The following is a 21,657-nucleotide window of genomic DNA, read 5'->3' as shown; positions in this document are numbered from 1 at the left end:
GGGGGATGCAATCCCGGATAATGCGTGGGCACTGGAGGAAACACCATGCAGATCGGCTTCAACGCGCCGACCGGCGGGCCGCTCGCCACCCCGGAGAACCTGACCCGCCTGGCGCAGGAGGGCGAGGCCATGGGCTTCGGCTATGGCACCTTCAGCGATCACGTGGTCATCCCGACCGACATCCATGCGAAATATCCCTATACCGACAGCGGCGAATTCCCGGCGAGCAGTCGCGGCGAGCGGCACGAGCAGCTCACCCAGGTAATGTTCGTTGCGGCGAAGACAACGAGGGTGCACCTCGTCACCTCCGTCATGGTCGTCCCGCATCGCCCGGCCATGCTGGCGGCGAAGATCCTCTCGACCATCGATGTTCTCTCGAGCGGACGCCTCACCCTCGGCATCGGCGCCGGCTGGCTGCGCGAGGAATTCGAGGCGCTGCAGGCGCCGGACTTTGCCGCCCGCGGCAAGGTGACGGATGAATACATCCTGGCGGCGAAGGAACTCTGGACCGCACCGCTCCCGCGCTTCGAGGGGGAGTTCGTCCGCTTCGACAACATCACCTTCGAGCCGAAGCCGGTCCAGCCCGGCGGCCCGCCGATCTGGGTGGGCGGGGAAAGCGGCCCGGCGCTGCGCCGCGTGGCGCGCCTCGGCGATGCCTGGTACCCGATCGGCACCAACCCATCCTTCCCGCTCGAGAGCCTGCCGCGCTACCGCGCCGGGGTGGCAAAGCTGCGGGAGATGGTCGAGCGGGCAGGGCGAGACCCGGCGAGCATCGGCCTCGCCTACCGCGTGCAAAGATACGGGCCGGAGGTGCCCGGGACGGCGGGGGACGGGGAGCGGCGGATGTTCTCCGGCCAGCCGGCGCAGATCGCGGACGACCTGAAGGCAATGCGGGATCTTGGTGTCTCTGCTGTCGATTTCAGCTTCCCCGGCACCACGGCGGAGGAAATGATCGCCAGCATGCGCGAGTTCCGCGACAGCGTGATGACGAGGCTCTGACGATGCGGCTCGGTCTTACCCTCGGGATGGGTGCCGGCGTCGATACGGCGCTGGTGCTGGAGGCGGAGCGGCTCGGCTACAGCGCCGTCTGGTGCGGGGAGAGCTATGGCAGCGATGCCGTCACGCCCATCGCCTGGGTGCTCGCCCGCACCTCCCGCATCAAGGCCGGCACCGGCATCATGCAGATGCCCGGCCGCACCCCGGCCTGTGCCGCCATGACGGCGATGACGCTGCAACAACTCTCGGAGGACCGCTTCCTCTGCGGCGTCGGCCCCTCCGGCCCGCAGGTGGTGGAGGGCTGGCACGGCCAGCCCTATGGCACGCCGCTGGAGCGCACGCGCGAATACATCTCCATCATCCGGGCGATCGTCGCACGGGACAAGCCGCTGGAACATCAGGGGCAGCATTACCGCATCCCCTATGACGGGCCGGACGCCACCGGCCTGGGCAAGCCGCTGAAGAGCATCCTCCATGGCAAGCCGCTGAAATTCTACTGCGCCTCCATCACCCCGGGGGGAATGCGGCTGGCGGGCGAGATCGCGGACGGCAACCTGCCCATCTTCATGTCGCCGGAAGGAGCAGATCTGGTGGCAAAGCCGACAATGGAGGGGATGGCAAAGTCCGGCAGGCCCGCCGACCTGATGCAGTTCGACATCGCGCCCTACACCAAGATTCGCGTCGGCGACGACCTGCAGGCCTGCCGGGACGCCTGCAAGCCGGAACTCGCGCTTTATATCGGTGGCATGGGCGCCAAGGGCAAGAATTTCTACAACGATTATGCCAGGCGCCTCGGCTATGCCGAGGCGGCGGCGAAGATCCAGGACGCCTATCTCGCGCGGCGCCACCGGGACGCGGCGGCGCTGGTTCCGGACAGGCTGGTGGACGAGATCGCCCTGGTTGGCCCGCCGGACCGTATCCGCGGCCGCCTGCAGGACTGGCGGGCGGTGGCGAAGGGGGGAAAGGTCGGCACGCTGGTGCTGACCGGCGCGACGCAGCAGGCGCTGCGCATCGTGGCGGAGGCGGTGCTGTAGAGCGGCGCGGCGGGGCGTACCCCGCCTTTGGTCAACCATCCACTGCGGATTGGCGTTCGGCCCAGGACGCAATCCGTCGCCGTCAGGGCGCTTTCGGCCGGGCTCCCATAAGCCCGGCCAGCGGCACGGCCGCCGCCGCGGTGAAGGCCATCAGGTGGAAGGCATTGATGTAGCCGATCATCGAGGCCTGGCGCAGGATCTCATTCGACAAGCGCAGCAGCCCGCTGGTGCTGCCGATATCCCACTGGCTCGGCAGCCCCGGCAGCGCCAGCGCCTCGTTGTAGGGGCTGACCAGGCTGGTCATTTCCGAATAGCTCATCGCGGTGGTGCGGATCAGCACCAGGACGGAAAGCGAGACGAAGAGGCTGGAGCCGAAATTCCGCATCAGGGTGAAGACGGCCGATCCCTCCGTCACCTGATGCGACGGCAGGGTCGAAAAGGCCATCACCGCCATGGGCGTGAAGGCGATGGACTGGCCGAAGCCCTGCAACAGGTGGCTCCAGAAGATGTCCGACTCGGTCAGGTTGATGTCGAACTGCGCCATCCAGAAGGCCGAGGCCGCCTGCAGCGCGAGGCCGGTGGCGATGGCCAGCCGCGGCGCCACGCTGGTGAACTGGATGACCACCAGGAAGGCCAGCCAGTTTCCCATGCCGCGTGCGGCGATCAGCAGCCCGATCGCATTATGCGGGTAGCCCCGCAGGTCGTGCAGCAGCGTCGGGAACAGGGAGAGGCTGGTGAAGGCCAGCATGCCCATCACCAGCGAGATCAGCAGCCCGACGCTGAAATTCCGGTCCAGCAGCAGGCGCGGGTTGAGGAAGGGGTGCTCCGTCGTCAGGCAATGCGCGACGAAGATCCAGAGAGCCAGCGCCCCCATGACGCAGCAGGCAATGATGGTGGGTGAGTCGAACCAGTCCATTCGCTGGCCCCGGTCGAGCACAAGCTGCGCGGCGATCAGCGCGACGGAGAGTGCGAGGAAACCGGTCCAGTCGAAGCGGGTGCTGGATTGGCTGGTGTGGTCACGGAGTGCGAACCAGATGCAGACCAGGGTACAGATCCCGGGCGGGACGATCATGAAGAAGGCGGCGCGCCAGTTCCAGGCCTCAGTCGCCATGGCGCCGAGGATGGGCCCGAGCACCGGGCCGAAGACCGCGCCCACGCCCCACACGACCAGCGCCGTCGAATGCAGGTGCTTCGGAAAGGTGCCGAGCAGCACGGCCTGGCCCAGGGGCATGATCGGCGCGCCGAAGGCGCCCTGCGCCACGCGCGCAAGGATGAGCTGATCGAGGCTGGTCGCCAGCCCGCAGGCGAGCGAGGCAAGGGTGAAGCCAAGCACGGTGCCGAACATGAGACTCCGCCAGCCAAGCCGCCCGGCGAGCCAGCCAGTCATCGGCGTCGCCACGGCGGTCGCGGCGAGGTTGAGGGTGATGACCCAGGAAATTTCGTCCTGCGTCGCGGAGACGGCGCCCCGCACCTCCGGCAGGACGAGGTTGGCGAGGGTGATGGTCATGCCGAACAACAGATTGGCGAGTTGCACCATCAACAGGATCAGCCACTGCCGCCCGCTGATGGTAAAGAGCCCGCCCTGCGGCTCGGCCGTCGCACTCATGCCAATGTCCGGGCGGTCACGCCACCGCCGCGATCAGCTTCGCCCAGCGGTCCAACTCAGGCAGGATGACGTCACGTTTCGCCGCATCCAGGCTTAGCACCACACGCTGGATGCCGAGGTCGCGGTCGGCCAGCAACGCATCCCGATCCTCCCTGACGCCCCAGATGGTGACCGGGCAGTCCTCCTCGCGTCGACCGGCCTCCGCCAGCAGGGCGCGGAAGCGCGGGACCAGCGCTGCGACATCGGCATAGTGCTTGCGCACGCGGTGCGGCATCCAGCCATTGCCGTAGCGCACGGCGCGCCTGGCGCCCCAGGGGAACGCACCACCGACGATGATGGGCGGGTGGGGTCTCTGCACCGGCTTGGGCCAGGCCATGAGCGGGCCGAAGTTCACGAACTCGCCGTGGTACTCGGCCTCCGCCTGCGTCCAGATGGCCTGCATGGCCTCGATCCGCTCTCGTGCCAGCTTGTGGCGGGTGGCGAAGGCGGTGTTATGGTTCTCGATCTCCTCGCGATTCCAGCCATTGCCGACGCCAAACAGGAAGCGCCCGCCGGAGACCTGGTCGAGCGAGGCAACCGCCTTTGCCGTCTGGATCGGGTCCCGCTGGACCACCAGGCAGATGCCGGTGCCGACCTTCAGGGTCCTCGTCGCCGCCGCGGCGGCGGTCAGCGTCACGAAGGGATCCATGACCTCGTAGTACATCTTCGGCAGATCGCCGCCACCCGGATAGGCAACGGTGCGGTTGACCGGGATATGGGAGTGCTCCGGCGCCCAGAGGCTGTCGAACCCGCGCTCCTCGAGCGCCGTGGCAAGGTCAGCCGGCGCCATGGAGGTGTCTGTGAAGAACATCGCAGCGCCGACCTTCATGGCTCCCTCCCTTGTCGTTGCGGGAAGGCTGGACCGGCGCGCCGCCTGCGGCAAGTCCGCCCTGCGGCCCAGCCTCGGCGGTGGCTGGCGCCCCAGTGGTCCCGTCCCACATCCCGCAGCCTCAAAGCCCCGTCATGGCATGCGCCGGCAAGTGAGTGGCCGGTTTGCGCATCGCGGCCGGAAAGCGGGTGCACTGGCCTGGGCCCATCACCCCGCGGCCAGATGCGCCGCCACTTCGCCACAGGCCGGGGATCCTTACTGCAAAGAACTGCACCCCCGCATTCCGCCGGTCATGCAAGCAGACCCATGAGACAGGACAGGTCCGGCGCTTCCTCCAGCGCCCAGATGGCGGCGATCTGCGCCTCCGCCCGGTCCGCGAAGCCGCCCATGGCGGCATTGTCGCGGAACTTCGCTTCCAATTCGGCATCGCTCATCGGCCGCGCCTCGCTGCCCCGGGGGGTGGTGACCAGCGCCTCCTCGACACGGCCGTCAGCCAACCGCACCGTGACACGGGCCGCGCCGCGCGGCAGGGAGGGATCGAGCACTGCTGCGACCTTCGCCCGGAAAGCGGCTAGCGCCGGGTCCGCCACTGCCGGCATCTCGAAATCCGCGACGCCGGCATGGCCCCGCACCAGGCCGAGCGCGGCGCTGTGATGGATGCTGACGCGCGCATCCCGCTCATTCCGCACGACCCGGTCGCCCCGCGCCAGCAACAGGGCATCGCCCGCGACGGAGACGGCGGCGATCGCTTCCGGCGGTGCGCGGAGCCGGTCCCGCAGCGCCAGGCAGGCATCGATCACCGAATGGAAGACGATTCCGGCAGGATAGGGTTTGTAGGTGTTGCGGCCGATCTCCCAGCGCTCGCCAAGCCCCTCGGTGATCGCCGCCACATCCGGCACATCGCCGGTGGCGCGCGCCCAGCCGAGCGGGCCCTCGATCGCAGCTGGGGCGGCCTCCCAGCCCTCGGCCGCGAAGAACGCCGCCATGATCCCGTGCCGCGCGGCGTTTCCCACGCTGACATTCTTGGCGGCAGAAGGCAGGTTCTCCACTGTTCCCGCGGCCTGGCTGCTGGCGATGCCAATGGCATGGGCGGTCTGCCCGGCGGAGAGGCCGAGCAGCTTTGCGCAGCCCGCCGCGGCCCCGAAGGCGCCGCAGGTGGAGGTGATGTGCCAGCCTCGCGCGTAATGGCCGGGTGAGACGGCATTGCCGATGCGGCAGGCGATCTCGCCGCCGAGCAGGAAGGCGTGCAGAATCGCGGCGCCGCTGAGCCCACCCTGCTCCGCCAGGGCAAAGAGCGGCGGGGCGACGGGCGCGGCCGGATGAATGACCGTATTGAGATGCGTGTCGTCATAGTCCAGCAGGTTGGAGGCGACGGCATTCACGAAGGCCGCGCCCATGGCGTCCAGCCGCGTGCTCTGTCCGAACACTGTCACCCTTGGCGCGCCGCCCAGCCCCCGCATGACCCGCACCGCCGTCCGCACCGCCGGGTCCCGCGCCGTACCCAGAGCGCATCCGATATGATTGAGGAGGGAGCGCTTCGCCTCATGCCGCAGCGCGGGCGGGATGTCGCGCCAATCGGAGCCGGCGACAAATCGGCCGAGTGCCTCTGAGGCGGTTGGGCCGGGCATGGTGGGCTGCCTCGTTGTTCCTGGACCGGGATGGCATAGCCCATCCCACGCCTCCCGCCAGCCCTTTGCGCCGCCGCCTCGGCCATGGAATGGTAGGCCCAATCGCGATGGGAGGCGACGAGAATGCAACGACGCGGCGTGCTCGCGGCGCTGGCCATGTCCGGCCTGGCCGCGCCGGCCCTGCTGCGGGCCCAGCCTGCCTGGCCCAGCCGACCGATCCGGATGGTCATTCCCTTCCCACCCGGAGGCACCACGGACATCCTGGGGCGCTACCTGGCCCCGCCGCTGGCAGCGGCACTCGGCCAATCCGTCGTGATCGACAACCGCACCGGCGGGAACGGCGCGGTCGGCGTGGTGGAGACGCTTCGTGCCACGCCGGACGGCCACACCATCTGCATGAGCATCAGCACGCTGATCACCCAGGCGCTGCTGACCCGCCAGCCCTATCACCCCATCGACGACGTCACGCCCATCCTCCATCTGGCGAATGTCGCCAATATCCTCGTGGTCAACAATGCGATGCCCATCCATAGCGTCGCCGACCTCATCACCCATGCGCGGGCGAATCCCGGCCGGCTCTCTTACGGAAGCCCGGGCATCGGCAGCTCGGTCCATCTTTCCGGCGAACTCTTCGCGCAGGCGGCCGGCATCCAGATGGTGCACGTGCCCTATCGCGGTGGTGGTCCGGCCCTGACGGACCTCGTTGCCGGCAATCTCCAACTCATGTTCGGCAATGCCAGTTCCACGCTGCCCTTCGTGCGGGGCGACCAGGTGCGGCCACTGGCGGTGACCGCGGCAACCCGGCAGGCCTATGCGCCGGACCTGCCGACCATCGCCGAGGCCGCCTTTCCTGGCTTCGCCGTCTCGGAATGGTACGCAATGATCGGCCCCGCCGGCATTCCGCCGCCGGTGGTGGAGCGCATCAACCATGAGATCATGGCCATCGTCGGCACGCCGGAGGGGCGGGCGAAGCTGCTTGATCTGGGGGCGGAGGTCGTGGGCGGCACGCCGGCCGATTTCGCTGCCTTCCTCCGCACCGACATGACGCGGACCGAGGCATTGATCCGCAGCGCCGGCATCAGGGTGGAGTAAGGGCATGGATCGCGGGCTGAAGGGCAAGGCGGCGCTGGTGAGCGGCGCCAGCAAGGGGATCGGCCGGGCCATCGTCGCGCGACTCGTGGCGGAAGGGATGCAGGTGCTCGGCACGGCGCGGGGCGGTTGCGACGTGCCGGGTGCGGTCGGCTTCCCGGCCGATCTGCGCGATCCGGCGGCCCCTTCCGCCGTGGTGGCGCGGGCGGTAGAGGCCTTCGGCCGGCTGGATCTGGTGGTGAACAGCGCCGGCGCGACCCGGCGTGGGGACTTCCTGGCGCTCGACGATGCCGCCTGGACGGACAGCTATGCCGGCAAGTTCTTCGCTGCCATGCGCCTGACCCGCGCCGCCTGGCCGCATCTCATGGCCACCCAGGGCAGCGTGGTGCATGTCGCGGGGGCAGGCGGGAAGATCGCCAGCGCGGATTTCACCATCGGCGGCTCGGTCAACGCCGCGCTGATGAATCTGACCAAGGCATTGGCCGACCGCGGCGTGCAGGACGGTGTGCGGGTGAACTGCATCAACCCGGGCAGCATCCGGACCGACCGGCTGACCGGCCGCATCACGACCGTCATGCAGGAACAGGAGCTGGACGAGGCCGCTGCAGCGGACGCGCTGGCCAAGGCGACTGGCGTCGCCCGCTTCGGGGAGCCGGAGGAGATTGCCGCCGTGGTCGCCTTCCTCGCGAGCGCGGAGGCCGGCTACATCCAGGGCGCCATCCTGGATGTCGATGGGGGCTGGATCCGCGCCGTCTAGATGGGTTGCCCCAGGGTCCGGTGGTGCGTTCTCGCGCGCGCAGGAGGCCCCCCTCAAGAGGCAGCCAATCTTCACGGCTCAGGCCGCATGGATACCACGCATCAGGGCGGAGTTACAGGCGGCGAAAGCGGGCACCCGCACCCTGACCACGCTCTGCGGGCTGAACCCAAGGCCCGTCGCCAGGTGGCGCAGGCGCACATCGGCGACGGGACCGACCCGGCGATGCAGCATCACCCTGCCCGACACCGAGGAGATGATCGTCCTTGAGTTCAAGCGGACCTGTCGGTGTCGTGGAGGACGAGAGGGGGCGGAGCGGGCGCGCATGGCGGGGGCAGCGAAAAGCCGGGGCGCCATCGTCAGCGCTGCCGTTCAGGACCAGGGAAAGAAGTGTCCGACGCCACCGGCCGCGCGCCGAGGGGGGGCGGAAGGTCACCGGATTCGCCGCAGGCGAAGCCGGCAGCGCAACAGGACGATGAACCGGCGGGCTCCAGCAGCCTTGCCCGCTGCACCGGCGGCTGCACGACCCTATCTAGGGGGGAAAGCCAAGGAGAGATGCAATGAGCGGGACGGAAGGCGAGGGGGCGGACCTGGAGGTCGCAACCCTCGGCGGCGGGTGCTTCTGGTGCCTCGATGCCGTGTTCCGGGATCTGCGCGGCGTTACCCGGGTCCATTCCGGCTATGCCGGCGGCCATGTGCCCAACCCGACCTATGAGATGGTCTGCGGCAAGCAGACCGGCCATGCCGAGGTGGTGCAGGTGACCTTTGATCCGAAGGAGCTCAGCTATGCCGACCTGCTGCGGGTCTTCTTCACCATCCATGACCCCACCACCAAGGACCGCCAGGGAAACGATATCGGCCCGCAATACCGCTCCATCATCCTGTATCACTCGCCGGAGCAGAAGGCGGCGGCCGAGCAGGTGATGGCGGAGGTGACCGAGGCCGGCATCTGGCGCGACAGGCTGGTGACCGAATTGGTGCCCTTCGACCGCTACTGGCCGGGCGAACCGGAGCACCAGGACTACTTCGCCCATAACCCCTGGAGCGGCTATTGCCGCGTGGTGGTCGCGCCCAAGGTCGCGAAATTTCGCAAGACCTATGCCGAGCGCCTGAAACGTCCGGCCGCCTGAGCCCCGCGGCGACACCGCGCATCTTCTCAAGGACTGCTGCCATGTCCCTGTTCCGTAAGGAAAAGCCTGCCGGGCACTATCCGGTCGAGAGACCCGATGCCGAGTGGCGACGTGAGTTGTCGCCCGAGGCCTATCGTGTCCTCCGCCAGCACGGCACGGAGAGGCCGGGCACCAGCCCGTTGAACCGGGAGAAGCGCCCGGGCACCTTCGTCTGCGCCGGCTGCGGCCAGCCCCTGTTCGACGCCGCGACAAAGTACGAGAGCGGCACCGGGTGGCCGAGCTTCTGGCAGCCCCTGGAGGGCGGCGTCGGCACCACCACGGACCGCAGCTTCTTCATGGTGCGGACGGAGGTGCATTGCGCCAATTGCGGCGGCCATTTGGGGCATGTCTTCCCGGACGGGCCGCCGCCGACCGGCCAGCGCTACTGCATGAACGGGGCTGCGATGCGCTTCGAAGCCGCGGAGCAGGAGTAAGATACGGGACAGATTGTTCAACTCCGGCGCGCAGAGCGGAACGCCGCTTGCGTTTCCGCGCGCCCCGGGGAATTTTGCGGCCCCTTTTACCGGATGCCAGGACCATGCGGCGCGCCTGTCTCGCGCTTTCCCTCGGGCTGCTCGGCCTCGCGCCCGCCGCGGTCCGGGCCGACCTTGTCTATGTGCTGAACAGCGGCGACGCCTCCATCAGCGTGATCGAGAGCTCCACCCGGGAGGAGGTGCGGCGCATCCCCGTCCTGCGGGAGGTGCACCACCTGATCCCGACGCTCGACGGGCGGGAACTCATCGTCGGCGACAGCGTGGCCAATGAACTGATCTTCATCGACCCCGCCACCGCCGAGGTGACGCGGCGGGAGAAGCTGAGCAACCCCTACCACCTGGAGCACAGCCCGGACGGCAAGCACTTGGTCATCACCAGCCTGCGCCGGGACCAAGTGGACATCTACGATGCGCCGACCCGGACCCTGCTTGCCCGGCTGAAGGTGCCGGACAAGCCGAGCCACCTCGCCTATACGCCGGACAGCCGTGTCGTCTTCGTCACCCTGCAAGGCGCCCGCGGGCTGATGGCGATCGACCTGCAGGACCGCAAGCCGCTCTGGACTGCCCAGGTCGGCTCCCAGCCGGCCGGGGTGATCTGGCATCGCGGTAGGCTGCTGGTGGGCATCATGGGCGCCGACCACGTTGCGGTGGTCAACCCCGCGGATGGCAGGCTGGAGCGGACCATCCCGGTCGGGCGTGGCGCGCATACCATCTTTCCCTCGCCGGATGGCAAGACGCTCTACGCCACCAGCCGCGTGGACAGCCGGGTCACGGCCCTGGATGCCGAGACGCTCGAGCCGCGCGACCGCTGGGACATTCCCGGCGGGCCGGACTGCATGTCCTTCGACCCGCAGGGACGGATCTGGATGACGCTGCGCTGGATCGCCCGCATCGCGGTGCTGGACCCGGCGACCGGCGCGGTCGAGACCATCCCGGTCGGCCGCTCCCCGCATGGAATCTACGTGCATCCGCGGCGGGAGCCGCTGCCGGCCGCCGGGACGGAGCCCTTCGTCGCGACCGCGGAGCCCGCGCTGGCTCCGGCCAAGGCTGGCCAGGACGCTCCCACTCCCCAGCCGGCAGTGTGGCAGCGCGACCCGGTCCGATGAGTTGCCTCCGCCGGCGGGCGGTGCTGGCAGGGCTCCCGGCCGCTGCCCTGCTGCCGGTCCCCGCCCGGCCGCAGGCTTCCTGCCGCGGCACCATCTACCTGACCATCGACACGGGCTGGAGCCGGGAGGCGGAGCAGATCGCCGCCATCCTGGCCCGCCGCGGCGTGCGCGCGACGCTCTTCCTCGCGGATGAGCCGACCTGGCGGGGCGACCGCACGCTCGACGAGAACTGGGCGCCCTTTTGGCGGGCCCGGGCGGCGGAGGGGCATGTCTTCGCCAGCCATACCTGGCGGCACTGGTATTTCCGCGGTGACCCGGCGCCGGACCGCGTGCGCTACGTGTCGCGGCAGAGGGAGGGGGAGGAGGTGCTCGACGCCGCCGCCCTCTGCGCCGAGTTGCGCCGTCCGATGGAGCGCCTGAAGCAACTTGTGCCGGAGGCGCAGGTCCTGCCGCTCTGGCGCGCCCCGGGCGGCATCACCACGCCGAACGCCCTGGCAATGGCTGCCGCCTGCGGGTTGCGGCACCAGGGCTGGACGGCCAACGGATTCTGGGGCGATGAGTTGGACAGTGCCGCCCACCCCAACGCCATGCTGGCCCGCCGTGCCATCGAGCGGACCCGGGACGGGGAGGTGGTCGTGCTTCATTGGGGCGTGCGCAGCCGGCGGGAGCCCTTCGCCGGCGTGCTGGAGCAGGTGATCGAGGGACTGCAGGCGCGGGGCTTCTGCTTCGCCTCACTGCCGGCTGGGGGAAGGTGATTGGGAAGGGCATGAACGCCATCGCCGATCTGTATGCCGGCTTCACCGGCTGGCTGTTCGAGCACGCGTTGCAGCCATGGCTCTACGCTGCCGGGCTCATGGACTGGGCGGAAGACATCTACGAATGGCTGGACTTCGCGCTGTTCGGCCTCATCGGCATCGCCGTGGTCTGGCTGGTCTGCCGGCCGCTGGAGGCCTGGCGGCCGGTCGAGCCCGTGGCGGACCGCCGGGCGATCCGCACCGACATCCTCTATACCGCGCTGACGCGGCTCGGCCTGCTGCCGCTGATCGCCTTCGTCTTCCTGGCCACGATGCAGTCGGCCTGGGAAGGCTGGCTGACGGAGAACGGGCTGCTGCCGCCGACGCTGGAGGAACTGGTCCCGGCATTGCGCGACCACCCGGTGCTGGCCTTCACCTGCTATGTCGTCATCCTCGATTTCGGCGAATACTGGCGGCACCGGGCCCAGCACCGGTTCCGCTGGTGGTGGGCGCTGCATGAGATCCACCATGCCCAGCGGCAGATGACCTTTTGGACCGACGACCGGAACCACCTGCTGGACGACGTCATCGCGGCGCTCTGGTTCGGCGGGATCGCGCTGCTGATCGGCGTGCCCCCCGGGCAGTTCCCGCTGGTCGTTCTGCTGCTGCGCCTGGCCGAGAGCCTGTCCCACGCCAATGTCCGGCTGGATTATGGCTGGCTGGGAGAGCGGCTGCTGGTCTCGCCGCGCTTCCACCGGCTGCACCATGGCGTGCTCTCGGCCGGTGCGTCGGGCAAGAACTACGCAGTGCTGCTGCCGGTCTGGGACTGGGTCTTCGGCACGGCGGATTTCCAGCGCAAGACCTACCTGCCGACCGGCGTGCCGGAGGGGCCGGAGGCGCTGGCGACGGGCGGGTGGCTCCGGCAGCAGGTGGTCGGGCTGCGGCGGATGGTGGCGGCGATCCGGGGCCGATAGGGGCAGCATCATCAAGCGCGGCATGCCGCGCGACGCCAGGGACTTCGGCCGAATGGAGAGCCACGACCCGGTGACCGACGCTTGGCACAGGCACCTGCCCATGCCGACCCCCGCCATGCGGTAGCGGCCGCGACGTGCAGTCCTCCGTGCACGAGGCGTTCACACTGAGCTAGGAAAGAGCGGGGGAAGGCATTCCCCCCGCACCCCATCGATTTTCGTGAGTCCGCCGTTCTGCCGCACAACCAACATTACGATGTCATCGTGCTCGGGGCGGGGGCGGCGGGGCTGTTCGCGGCCATCGCGGCCGGGCAGCGCGGGCGTCGTGTCCTCCTCCTCGACCATGCCGATGAGCCGGGCAAGAAGATCCTTATCTCCGGCGGCGGGCGGTGCAATTTCACCAATCTGCACTGCGCGCCGGACCGCTTCCTCTCGGCCAATCCGCACTTCGCCAAATCGGCGCTGGCCCGCTACACCCAGCACGACTTCATCGCGCTGGTGCGGAAGCATGGCATCGCCTTCCATGAGAAGACGCTGGGCCAGCTCTTCTGCGACGGCTCCGCCCGGCAGATCGTCGCCATGCTGCTGGCCGAGGCGCGCGCCATGCAGGTCGATCTGCGCTTGGCGCATCGCATCATCGGCGTGACCCGCGCCGATCAGTTCCGCGTCGTAACCGATCATGGCGGTTTCGAGGCCCCGGCGCTGGTGCTCGCCACCGGCGGCCTCTCCATCCCGAAGATGGGCGCGACCGGCCTTTCCCACGACATCGCCCGCCGCTTCGGCCTGCCTCTTGTCCCGCCGCGCCCGGGCCTGGTGCCGCTGACCTTCCAGGGGGAGCTGCTGGAGCTCATGCGCCCGCTCTCCGGCGTCGCCCTCGACAGCATCGCCCGCTGCGGCCGCATCGCCTTCCGGGAGGCGATGCTCTTCACCCATCGCGGCCTCTCCGGCCCCGCCATCCTGCAGGCCAGCTCCTACTGGCGGGAGGGGGAGCCGCTGCTGCTGGACCTGCTGCCCGGCCGGGAGGCCGCCGCACTGCTGCGCGCCGCCAAGCGCGCCCGCCCGAGGGCGGAGCCGCGCACGGTGCTGGGCGAGTTGCTGCCGCAGCGCCTGGCCCAGGCTCTCGCCACGCAGCATTTGCCGGGGCTGCGCATGGCCGATCTGCCCGACCGCGCACTCGATGCCCTTGCCGCGCTGCTGAAGGGCTGGCACCTGACCCCGAGCGGCACGGAAGGCTATGCCAAGGCCGAGGTGACACTGGGCGGCGTGGACACCGCCGCGCTCTCCTCCCGCGACTGCCAGGCGAAATCCGTCCCCGGCCTCTTCGTGGTGGGGGAGGCAGTGGACGTCACTGGCTGGCTCGGCGGCTACAATTTCCAATGGGCCTGGAGCAGCGGCTGGGTGGCGGGGCAGGCGGCGTAGCGCTCTACCCCAGCAGCCAACCGGAGGCTGTTCTCAGCACCAGCCCCGCCAGCGCCGCCACTGCCAGCGTCGTCACCACGCCGAGCTTCATCCGGAACAGGCAGACCGCCGCCAGCATCGCCAGCAGCGCCGCCAGCGGGTCAAGGCTCGTCAGCACCGGCAGTTCCAACGCCACCGGCCCGACCGGCACCTCCCGTACCGTACTGAACAGGACGCGCAGCCCGAACCAGACCGCGAGGTTGGCGATGACGCCGACCACCGCCGCCGTCACCGCCGCCAGCGCGCCCTTCAGCCGCGGTGCGTCATGCAGCCGCTCGACATAGGGGGCGCCGAGGAAGATCCAGGCGAAGCAGGGCGTGAAGGTGACCCAGAGCGTCAGCAATGAACCGAGCGCGCCGCCCCAGAACCCGCCCTCGGCATGGCCAGCGAGGTAGCCGACGAATTGCAGCACGAGGATGAGCGGCCCGGGCGTCGTCTCCGCCAGGCCGAGCCCCGCCAACATCTGCCCCGCGGTCAGCCAGCGGTAATGCTCCACCGCCTCCTGCGCCACATAGGCCAGCACGGCATAGGCGCCGCCGAAGGTGACGACCGCCATCTTTGAGAAGAACCAGGCGATGTCGCCCCAGACGCCGGAGCCCATGAGCATCGCCGCCGGCCAGAGCCAGAGCACGAGGGCGACGAGCCCGGCCCGGCGCGCGGCGCCGGTCAGGCGCGTGATCCGGTCCGGCTCGGCCGCCAGCATCGCATCAAGCAGCGAGGGCGGCCCCTCCTTCGTCGCGCCATGGCCGCCGCCCGCGAAGATGCCCGGCAGCGCATAGCCGAGCAGCACGGCCGCCAGCACGACGACGGGGAAGGGCAGGTTCAGCAGGAACAGTGCCACAAAGGCTGCGATCGCGACCGCCCAGGGCACCCGGCCCTTGAGCGCGCGCTTCGCCACGCGCAGCAACGCCTCGACCACCAGCACCAGGACGGCGCATTTCAGGCCGAAGAACAGCGCATCGACGAGCGGCACCCCGCCGAAGGCGGCATAGATGGCCGAGAGCGCCAGCATCACCAGCGCGCCGGGCAGAATGAACAGCACGCCGGCGGCGACGCCGCCCTTCACCCCATGCAGCAGCCAGCCGAGATAGGTGGCGAGCTGCGTTGCCTCCGGCCCCGGCAGCAGGGTGCAGAAATTCAATGCATGCAGGAAGCGCGAGTCGGAGACCCAGCGACGCTCATCCACCACCTCCCGGTGCATCAGCGCGATCTGCCCGGCGGGACCGCCGAAGGAGAGGCAGCCGATGCGGAACCAGACCCGCAGCGCCTCGCCGAAGCCGGGAAAGGGGGCCGGCGGTCGAGATTCGGCCGTCAAGGTGCGATGCTCGGTCGCAGCATTGCCCGCATCCTGCTGACCCAGCGCATGTCCTGCTCCCCCAGCCGTCGCGGACGGCAGGATAGGCGAGGCCGGCGGCTTTGCGGAGGGCGTCATGCCGGGCGCGCCGCCGGCCAGTTATGCGTCTCCTCGACCGCATCGCGGCACCAGCGGTGGAAAGCGTCATAGAGGCTCATGCCGGCATCGAGTTGCGCCAGGTCGTCGCGATGCATCCGCGAGAGACCGAGCGAGGCGGCCAGCAGCCCCGCCGCCTGCGGCGCCAAGTCGAGACGCGCCGTGTCGGCCCCGCGCACGATCACCGCCAGGCGCCGCAGCGCCTCCGTCTCCAGGCCGAATTCCGCCAGCATGATGTCGAAGGTGCAGAGCGGCCCGCGATGGCTCCAGAAGACGCCCTCGATGTCGAAGGGCGTCGCGCCGAAGCGCTCGGCGACGGCCGGCACCTCGGCGGGCGCGACGAAGAGGAAGATGGCGGCAGGATCGAGGAAGCGGCGGATCAGCCAGGGGCAGGCGATCCGGTCGACCTTCGGCCGCGTGCGGGTTACCCAGACCGTGCGGCCGAGCGCGTCCCGTGGCGGGATGCGCGCAGGGCACAGCAGGGGTTGTCCGGCCGCAGCCCAGGCCTCGAAGCCGCCTTCCAGCACCTCGGCACGCGCGCCTTCATGCCGCAGCCAGGCGGCGACGCCCTGGCTGAGCTTCAGGCCGCGCCGGCAGGCGACGACCACGTGCCGGCCGGCGAAACCCGGTGCCCAGGCGGCGACATCCGCATGATCGCGGGTGATCGACGCCGGCAACAGCCGCGGGTCGGCGGCGCGGTCCTCGGGCAGGCGAACATCGATGATGGTCGGGGCGTCGGGCGTCCCGGTCAGGCGGGACAGTTGTGGGACAGTGATGGCATCGGGCGCAGGCATGGCGTCCACTCCAGGGGATGGACGCGACGCTTGGGCCGAGGCCTCACGGGGTGATCGCGGAACCCCATGCGATCATCCTGCGGAAGGCGGCGCGGTGCTGTCAAGGAAAGGGCCGCGACGAAACCGATCCGTCGCGGCCCGCACCTTTCGCTGCCGTCAGGCGACGTTCGGGGATCCGCCCATCGTCGGATCGTTCGCCGCCTGCGGCGTCGCCGGCCCGCCCTTCACCTGCTCCGTCTGCGCGCCGCTGTCGGGCCGCGGCGGAGCCAGCACGGGCTCCTGGCCCAGCGGCTCGCTGATCATCGGCTCGAACTTGCCGTTGCCGTCATAGGACGGACCGGTGGTCCAGCGGCCGGCCGGGACCTGCTTGTCCGTGCGGTGGCCGAAATAGGCATAAGAAAAGCGGTTCGCCTCCTGCTCCTGCGGGAAGCTGTTCGGAATTGGCAGCGCCTTCTCCCAGCCGCCCAGCTCCTCGATTACCGCCAGCCATTGCTGTTGGTGCATGGTATCGCGGGCGATGAGGAAGGAGAGCATGTCGCGCATGCCCGGATCGTCCGTCATGCCGTAGAGCCGGACGGCGAGCGCCCGGCCGGTGGCCTCGGCGGTGACGTTAGCAACCATGTCGGCCGTGATGTTGCCGCTGGCATAGACATGGCTGGCGTTGAAGGGCACGCCGTTGGCGTTCTCCGGCGTCGCGGCCAAGCCGGTGCTCAGGATGTGGCGCAGGTTCATGCCGCCGAGGATGGCGCCGGCGACGCCGTCATTTGCCACATCCTCCTGCAGCGAGAGCGGCGCGCCTTCCAGGTTCAGCGCGACGGCGGTTGCCAGCATCTCGATGTGGCCGATCTCCTCCGTGCCGGTGTTGATCAGCATGTCGCGGTACTTCTTCGGACCGCGGCTGCCCCAGCCCTGGAAGAGGTACTGCATCATGACGCGGATTTCGCCCTCCACGCCGCCGATCGCCTGCTGGAGCGCGCGGGCGAAGATGGGGTTCGGCTTCTCGACGCGAACGGGGTACTGCAGCTTGCCGTCGGTGTAGAACATGCTTTCTCCCGGTGGGCTGGTGACCGGGCGCCAACAGGATGTGCCGCCCAAGGTTCGGGCGCGAAGGCGCAATGATGCCAGCGGCTCCCGAAAGCGTGCGGCGGGCCTGTGTGCCCGCCGCTGCCGCTCGCGTCAGGCCGACTTCTTGCTGCCGCCGCGGCGATCGTTCGCGGCTTCTGGCTCCTGCATGCCCTGCAGGGCAGCCGGGTTCAGCTCGCTCTCGGCCAGCTGGGTCAGCTTTTCGTCGGTCTGCTTCTCCTCCTGCAGCGTCTGGGCGAGCAGGTCGGCAACCTCCTTCTGCCCGGCCGCCTTGGCCAGCGCGGCCATGGTGCCGTAGGAGGCGATCTCGTAATGCTCGATCCGCTGCTGGCAGGCGACGATCAGGGTGTCCATCAGCGGGCCCTTGTCGTGGTCCTCCAGCTCGTGCTGGCCTTCCTCGATGATGCCGCGCATGCCTTCGCAGACCTTGCGGCCGGCCTTGCCGCCCATGAGCTCGAGCGCCTTCTCCAGCCGCTCGATCTGGCCTTCGGTCTGGTCGACATGCATCTGCAGCGCGTCCTTCAGGGACTGCGCCGTGGCCTTCTTCATCATCCGCGGCATGGCGCGGAGAGCCTGCTTCTCCGCGCTGTAGGCATCGCGGAGTTGCTCGATCATCAGCTTGTTGATCTCGTCCATGGACTGCGTCCCCGTCCTTCGCGGCCGGGATGGCCGCGCTGCTGCGGGAACGGCAGGAGACGGGTGGAGGTTTCTGCCCGTTCAGGGTGTGGTTTGCGGGCCGGCTGGATGGACGCCTTCAACCGGCCAGCACGGGAGCGCGAGGGGCGAGGCAGCCCATCGCGCTTGCGCGATGCGGAGCGCGCGGAGCCCCCGCATGGCCTGCATCGTCCCGCATCAATGCCGAGACATCAATGCGGCCTTATCACCGCTGCCGCCGCCGGCAGTCTGGCGACGCGGCATGGGCCGCGGGCCGTATTCGCGGCTTCAGCCGTCCATGGCGGCTGCCACCCTATGCCGGTCGGCATCAGCTGCTGGCCTTGTCGAGCCTGGCGACGGCTTCCGCCGGCAACTTCAGTGCCGCCGCCTTCACGAGATCCTCGATCTGCGCCTCGTTCGTCGCGCTGGCGATCGGCGCGGTGACGACAGGCTTCGCCAGCAGCCAGGCCAGCGCCACCTGCGCCGGCGTCGCCGACACCTCCCCGGCAATGGCATCGAGGGTGCCGAGCACCGCTTGGCCACGCGACGTCAGGTATTTCGCCATGCCGGCGCCGCGCGCGCTCTTGCCGAAATCCGCCTCCGACCGGTACTTGCCCGTGAGGAAGCCGGAGGCGAGGGCGTAGTAGTTGATCACGCCCAGGCCCTCCCCGGCGCAGAGCGGACCAAGCTCCGCCTCGAAGCCCTCCCGCTCCATCAGGTTGTAGTGCGGCTGCAACGTCTCGTAGCGCGGTAGGCCAAGCCTGGCGCTGGTGTCCAGCGCCGCCTTCAGCCTTTGCGCCGAATAGTTGGAGGCACCGATGGCGCGCACCTTGCCCGCCTTCATTAGCTCGGCGAAGGCGCCGAGCGTCTCCTCCAGCGGCGTCTCCGGGTCATCCTTATGCGCCTGGTAGAGGTCGATGACGTCGGTGCGCAGGCGGCGGAGGCTGTCCTCCACGCTTTGCATGATCCAGCGGCGGGACAGGCCGACGGCATGCTTTGGGCCGTTCCCCTGGGCGTCGCGCGGGCCCATCTGCATGCCGACCTTGGTCAGGATGGTCACCTGCGCACGGTTGCCGCGTGCAGCCATCCACTCGCCGATGATCGTCTCCGACTCGCCGCCCTGGTTTCCCGGTACCCAGGCGGAGTAGACATCCGCCGTATCGATGCAGGTCAGCCCCATATCCAGCAGCTTGTCGAGGATTCGAAAGGACGCCTGCCTGTCCAGCGTCCAGCCGAAGACATTGCCGCCGAAGACGATGGGCGGCACCGCGATGCCGGTCCGCCCGAGTTGCCGTTGTTCCACGCGCCCCTCCTCTCGCTCGCATGCAGGATGCGCGTGGCGCGGCCAGCCGGCAATTCCCGACCGTCAGCGCTCGAGCAGCCCCGCGGCCTTGAGGGCGCGGCGGATGATCCGGCCGGGATCGAAGCCGCCGCCGGCATCGGGCATGTCCGGCGGCGGCTTTCCCGTCTCCGCCCGGCGTGTCAAGGCCATCCGGTCGAGCCAAGCGGAGGCCGACCGGGGGGTGGGCGCCGCAGGGTCCGCCGCTGTCTCCTCGCGGTCCGGCTTCGCCGCCTGCCGCAATGGCGCATGGACGGGCCCGGGCACCGACCGTGTCTGCTCGACCCGTGCCCCGCCATCGCGCCCGACGGCGATGATGCGGTCCAGCCAGCCCGGTGCGGAAGGCTGCGGCGTCGGCTGGACCTCCGGACCGAGGCCGAAGAAGGCGGCGATCGCCTCGGTGGAGGACAGCCCGACATCGAGCATGTAGGGGCCCGCCTGGCCGAGCGGCGCATCGCCATGACGCGGCGCGATCGGCACGCCATGCGCCATGCCGGTGACGGCGTGGTGCTCCAGCAGCGGCAGGCCGTCCGGGCCGCGCCAGAGACGGTGGCGATGGGCCGGGCTGCGCGCCTCGCCCGCCAGCGGCACTCCGGTGAGGCCGTGCAGGTCACGCCACTGCTTCAGGATTTCCTCGGCATTGGCCGGGCGCACGGTGGTATCGGCCTCCCCCTGCCAGACGGAGACGCGTGGCCAAGGCCCGGGATGCGGGGAGGCGGCGCGGACCAGCGAGCCCCAGTCCCTTGCGGGGCGTGGCCGGCCGGTCGCCATGGCCTCGAAGGCCTCCGACATCGACCGGCCCGCGCCATAGGGGAGGCCGGCCAGGATGGCGCCAGCGGCGAAGACCTCCGGATAGGTCGCCAGCATGACGGAAGCCATCGCGCCGCCGGCCGACAGGCCGGTGACGAAGATACGCCGAGGGTCCAGCCGGTGCCGGGCCACCAGATGGGCCACCATCTGGCGGATGGTGGCTGCCTCGCCCTGGTCGCGGCGCGTATGCGCCGGTTCGAACCAGTTGAAGCAACGGTTGGGATTGTTGGCCTGGCGCTGCTCCGGCAGCAGTAGGGCGAAGCCCTGGCGCGCTGCCAGGATGGACCAGCCGGTGCCACGGTCATAGTCGCCGGCGGTCTGGGTGCAGCCATGCAGGGCGACGACCAGCGGCGCACCGGGCGGCAACCCCTCCGGCACGAAAGCCAGCATGCGAAGCCGTCCGGGATTGCCGCCGAAACCCGTCACCTCCCGCAGGACGCCGTCCCCGGCAGGAGCCCCGCCGAGAAGGGCTTTCCCCTGGGCCGACCCTAGGGCCAGCCTCTGGCTGCGACGGACGAGATCGGCGAGGTCGAGGCGGGGAGGGGTCAAGACGAGGGTCCTTCCAGGGGCCACGCCACATGGCTTTTGAGAGCAGCGCCAGCGGACGGAACGGGTTTCGCTGCGCTGCAGCATAACTTTCTGGCGTCTTGCGATGCAGACTTGCAGCACGGCCTGAGGCAACGCGAGGCACAGGCGAACGTTGAGGGAACACGCAACGGGAATAAGGACTCCAGAGGTATGGCGAAGCAGCCACAGCATGACGCGCCCGAAAACCCGAAGCGGGATCCGGATCCGGGCTCCAACACCATCAAGGACCCGGATGACTGGACCACCGGCGACGAGCAGATGACCGGCGCGCAGGCGAGCTATCTGAAGACGCTGAGCGAGGAGGCGGGCGAGGAGTTCGACCCGGACCTCACCAAGGCCGAGGCCTCCCGCCGGATCGACGAGTTGCAGGCGAAGACCGGGCGCGGACGGTAGGGCCGGCGAAAGGCCGCGCGCTTGGGATAGAGCAGATCGCGGAGGGGCGTGAACGCCCCGCAGCGTGAATCTGCTCTACAAACAGCGGTCTACAGCGGATGGGCGTTCAGTCTTGAACGCAATCCGCTGTAGTGGATAGGCGTCATGGGCACGGCCAGGGTCAGCCTTCGCATGGCATTGCGGCCGGACTCCTTCCTTCTCGGATCGAGCGGGGCGGGGCCGGTGCGGCACATCGGCAGGTCGCGCTCGAAACAAGACGGCGCGATGCAAGGGGGGATGTCCGCGAAGGCATCGCCCGCAACGGCACCTTGCCCCTCGCGACCGTCGAGTTACCGCTTCATGTCTGGCGCATGTTCATGTCTGGCGCATGACAGACTACAGCGGATTGCGTTCAGAACTGAACGCTCATCCGCTGTAGCTCCTTGTTTTCCGAGCAGATTCACGCCTTCGGTCCTTCATGGCCTCTGGCGATCTGCTCTAGCAGGCTGCTGAAATTCATTGTGGTGATGCCGCCTGCGTGATTCCCTACCCCCGGCAGCGAGCGGGGTGAGGATGCGTGGCAGTGATGCGGTGGTTGGGTCGCTGTTCAGCTACGTGGATTTGGAACAACGGGTCCGGGCCGACCATCCGCTGCGGGTG

The 21,657-nt window shown here is 69.4% G+C and carries 20 protein-coding genes; 11 read left to right on the top strand and 9 right to left on the bottom strand.

Features of this window, described 5'->3' with window-relative positions; translation table 11 throughout:
* The first annotated feature begins 45 nt into the window (after positions 1-45).
* A complete protein-coding gene (locus tag LHA35_RS12090; protein ID WP_226608527.1) occupies positions 46-999 on the top strand; it encodes a TIGR03619 family F420-dependent LLM class oxidoreductase in 954 nt (317 codons plus the stop codon).
* Between the two features lie 2 nt (positions 1,000-1,001).
* Positions 1,002-2,030 carry an LLM class F420-dependent oxidoreductase gene (locus LHA35_RS12085; RefSeq protein WP_226608526.1) on the top strand — a complete coding sequence of 343 codons (1,029 nt, stop codon included), beginning with the start codon at positions 1,002-1,004 and terminating at the stop codon, positions 2,028-2,030.
* 82 nt (positions 2,031-2,112) lie between these two features.
* Here the strand turns inward: LHA35_RS12085 and LHA35_RS12080 are convergent, their stop codons facing one another.
* The 3 genes from LHA35_RS12080 to LHA35_RS12070 form a co-directional block, all read right to left on the bottom strand.
* Positions 2,113-3,636 carry a DHA2 family efflux MFS transporter permease subunit gene (locus tag LHA35_RS12080; RefSeq protein WP_226608525.1) on the bottom strand — a complete coding sequence of 508 codons (1,524 nt, stop codon included), beginning with the start codon at positions 3,634-3,636 and terminating at the stop codon, positions 2,113-2,115.
* A 16-nt stretch (positions 3,637-3,652) separates the two neighbouring features.
* Positions 3,653-4,504, bottom strand: a complete 852-nt coding sequence (locus tag LHA35_RS12075) for an LLM class F420-dependent oxidoreductase (protein ID WP_226608524.1) — start codon at positions 4,502-4,504, stop codon at positions 3,653-3,655.
* A gap of 290 nt (positions 4,505-4,794) precedes the next feature.
* Positions 4,795-6,132, bottom strand: a complete 1,338-nt coding sequence (locus LHA35_RS12070; RefSeq protein ID WP_226608523.1) for an MmgE/PrpD family protein — start codon at positions 6,130-6,132, stop codon at positions 4,795-4,797.
* A 123-nt stretch (positions 6,133-6,255) separates the two neighbouring features.
* On the opposite strand from LHA35_RS12070, the gene LHA35_RS12065 reads away from it, so the two are divergent.
* The 8 genes from LHA35_RS12065 to LHA35_RS12030 all read left to right on the top strand — a co-directional run bounded on the left by LHA35_RS12065 (position 6,256) and on the right by LHA35_RS12030 (position 13,868).
* The gene (locus LHA35_RS12065) at positions 6,256-7,224 is read left to right on the top strand and encodes a Bug family tripartite tricarboxylate transporter substrate binding protein (RefSeq protein ID WP_226608522.1); all 969 of its coding nucleotides are present in this window, start codon (positions 6,256-6,258) and stop codon (positions 7,222-7,224) included.
* Between the two features lie 4 nt (positions 7,225-7,228).
* On the top strand, positions 7,229-7,978 hold the full coding sequence (locus LHA35_RS12060) for an SDR family NAD(P)-dependent oxidoreductase (RefSeq protein ID WP_226608521.1): 750 nt from the start codon (positions 7,229-7,231) through the stop codon (positions 7,976-7,978).
* Between the two features lie 557 nt (positions 7,979-8,535).
* Positions 8,536-9,105: a peptide-methionine (S)-S-oxide reductase MsrA gene (msrA, locus tag LHA35_RS12055; protein ID WP_226608520.1), complete on the top strand. Its 570-nt coding sequence runs from the start codon at positions 8,536-8,538 to the stop codon at positions 9,103-9,105.
* A 41-nt stretch (positions 9,106-9,146) separates the two neighbouring features.
* Positions 9,147-9,578, top strand: coding sequence for a peptide-methionine (R)-S-oxide reductase MsrB (msrB, locus tag LHA35_RS12050; RefSeq protein WP_226608519.1), 432 nt, complete (start codon positions 9,147-9,149; stop codon positions 9,576-9,578).
* A 104-nt stretch (positions 9,579-9,682) separates the two neighbouring features.
* Complete coding sequence (locus LHA35_RS12045; protein WP_226608518.1) at positions 9,683-10,744, top strand: YncE family protein; 1,062 nt, start codon at positions 9,683-9,685, stop codon at positions 10,742-10,744.
* Positions 10,741-11,499, top strand: a complete 759-nt coding sequence (locus LHA35_RS12040) for a polysaccharide deacetylase family protein (protein WP_226608517.1) — start codon at positions 10,741-10,743, stop codon at positions 11,497-11,499. The genes LHA35_RS12045 and LHA35_RS12040 overlap by 4 nt, the downstream gene beginning before the upstream one ends.
* 11 nt (positions 11,500-11,510) lie before the next feature.
* Positions 11,511-12,452, top strand: a complete 942-nt coding sequence (locus LHA35_RS12035) for a sterol desaturase family protein (protein ID WP_226608516.1) — start codon at positions 11,511-11,513, stop codon at positions 12,450-12,452.
* A 258-nt stretch (positions 12,453-12,710) separates the two neighbouring features.
* A complete protein-coding gene (locus tag LHA35_RS12030; protein ID WP_338050870.1) occupies positions 12,711-13,868 on the top strand; it encodes a BaiN/RdsA family NAD(P)/FAD-dependent oxidoreductase in 1,158 nt (385 codons plus the stop codon).
* 4 nt (positions 13,869-13,872) lie between these two features.
* Here the strand turns inward: LHA35_RS12030 and chrA are convergent, their stop codons facing one another.
* The 6 genes from chrA to LHA35_RS12000 all read right to left on the bottom strand — a co-directional run bounded on the left by chrA (position 13,873) and on the right by LHA35_RS12000 (position 20,586).
* A complete protein-coding gene (gene chrA, locus LHA35_RS12025; RefSeq protein ID WP_226608515.1) occupies positions 13,873-15,222 on the bottom strand; it encodes a chromate efflux transporter in 1,350 nt (449 codons plus the stop codon).
* 113 nt (positions 15,223-15,335) lie between these two features.
* Positions 15,336-16,151, bottom strand: a complete 816-nt coding sequence (locus LHA35_RS12020) for a chromate resistance protein ChrB domain-containing protein (RefSeq protein ID WP_226608514.1) — start codon at positions 16,149-16,151, stop codon at positions 15,336-15,338.
* A 156-nt stretch (positions 16,152-16,307) separates the two neighbouring features.
* Entirely contained in the window at positions 16,308-17,195 is an 888-nt protein-coding gene (locus tag LHA35_RS12015; protein WP_226608513.1) for a manganese catalase family protein, read from the bottom strand.
* A gap of 132 nt (positions 17,196-17,327) precedes the next feature.
* On the bottom strand, positions 17,328-17,870 hold the full coding sequence (locus LHA35_RS12010) for a YciE/YciF ferroxidase family protein (protein ID WP_226608512.1): 543 nt from the start codon (positions 17,868-17,870) through the stop codon (positions 17,328-17,330).
* Between the two features lie 346 nt (positions 17,871-18,216).
* Positions 18,217-19,191, bottom strand: coding sequence for an aldo/keto reductase (locus LHA35_RS12005; RefSeq protein WP_226608511.1), 975 nt, complete (start codon positions 19,189-19,191; stop codon positions 18,217-18,219).
* 63 nt (positions 19,192-19,254) lie between these two features.
* Entirely contained in the window at positions 19,255-20,586 is a 1,332-nt protein-coding gene (locus LHA35_RS12000; RefSeq protein ID WP_226608510.1) for an extracellular catalytic domain type 1 short-chain-length polyhydroxyalkanoate depolymerase, read from the bottom strand.
* 189 nt (positions 20,587-20,775) lie between these two features.
* On the opposite strand from LHA35_RS12000, the gene LHA35_RS11995 reads away from it, so the two are divergent.
* The gene (locus LHA35_RS11995; protein ID WP_226608509.1) at positions 20,776-21,018 is read left to right on the top strand and encodes a DUF3072 domain-containing protein; all 243 of its coding nucleotides are present in this window, start codon (positions 20,776-20,778) and stop codon (positions 21,016-21,018) included.
* Positions 21,019-21,657 lie beyond the last annotated feature (639 nt).

This window comes from Roseicella aerolata (assembly GCF_020523605.1).
Classification (GTDB): domain Bacteria; phylum Pseudomonadota; class Alphaproteobacteria; order Acetobacterales; family Acetobacteraceae; genus Paracraurococcus; species Paracraurococcus aerolatus.
Note: the sequence above shows the minus strand (reverse complement) of the source record. Positions and strands in the feature narration are given on the sequence as shown.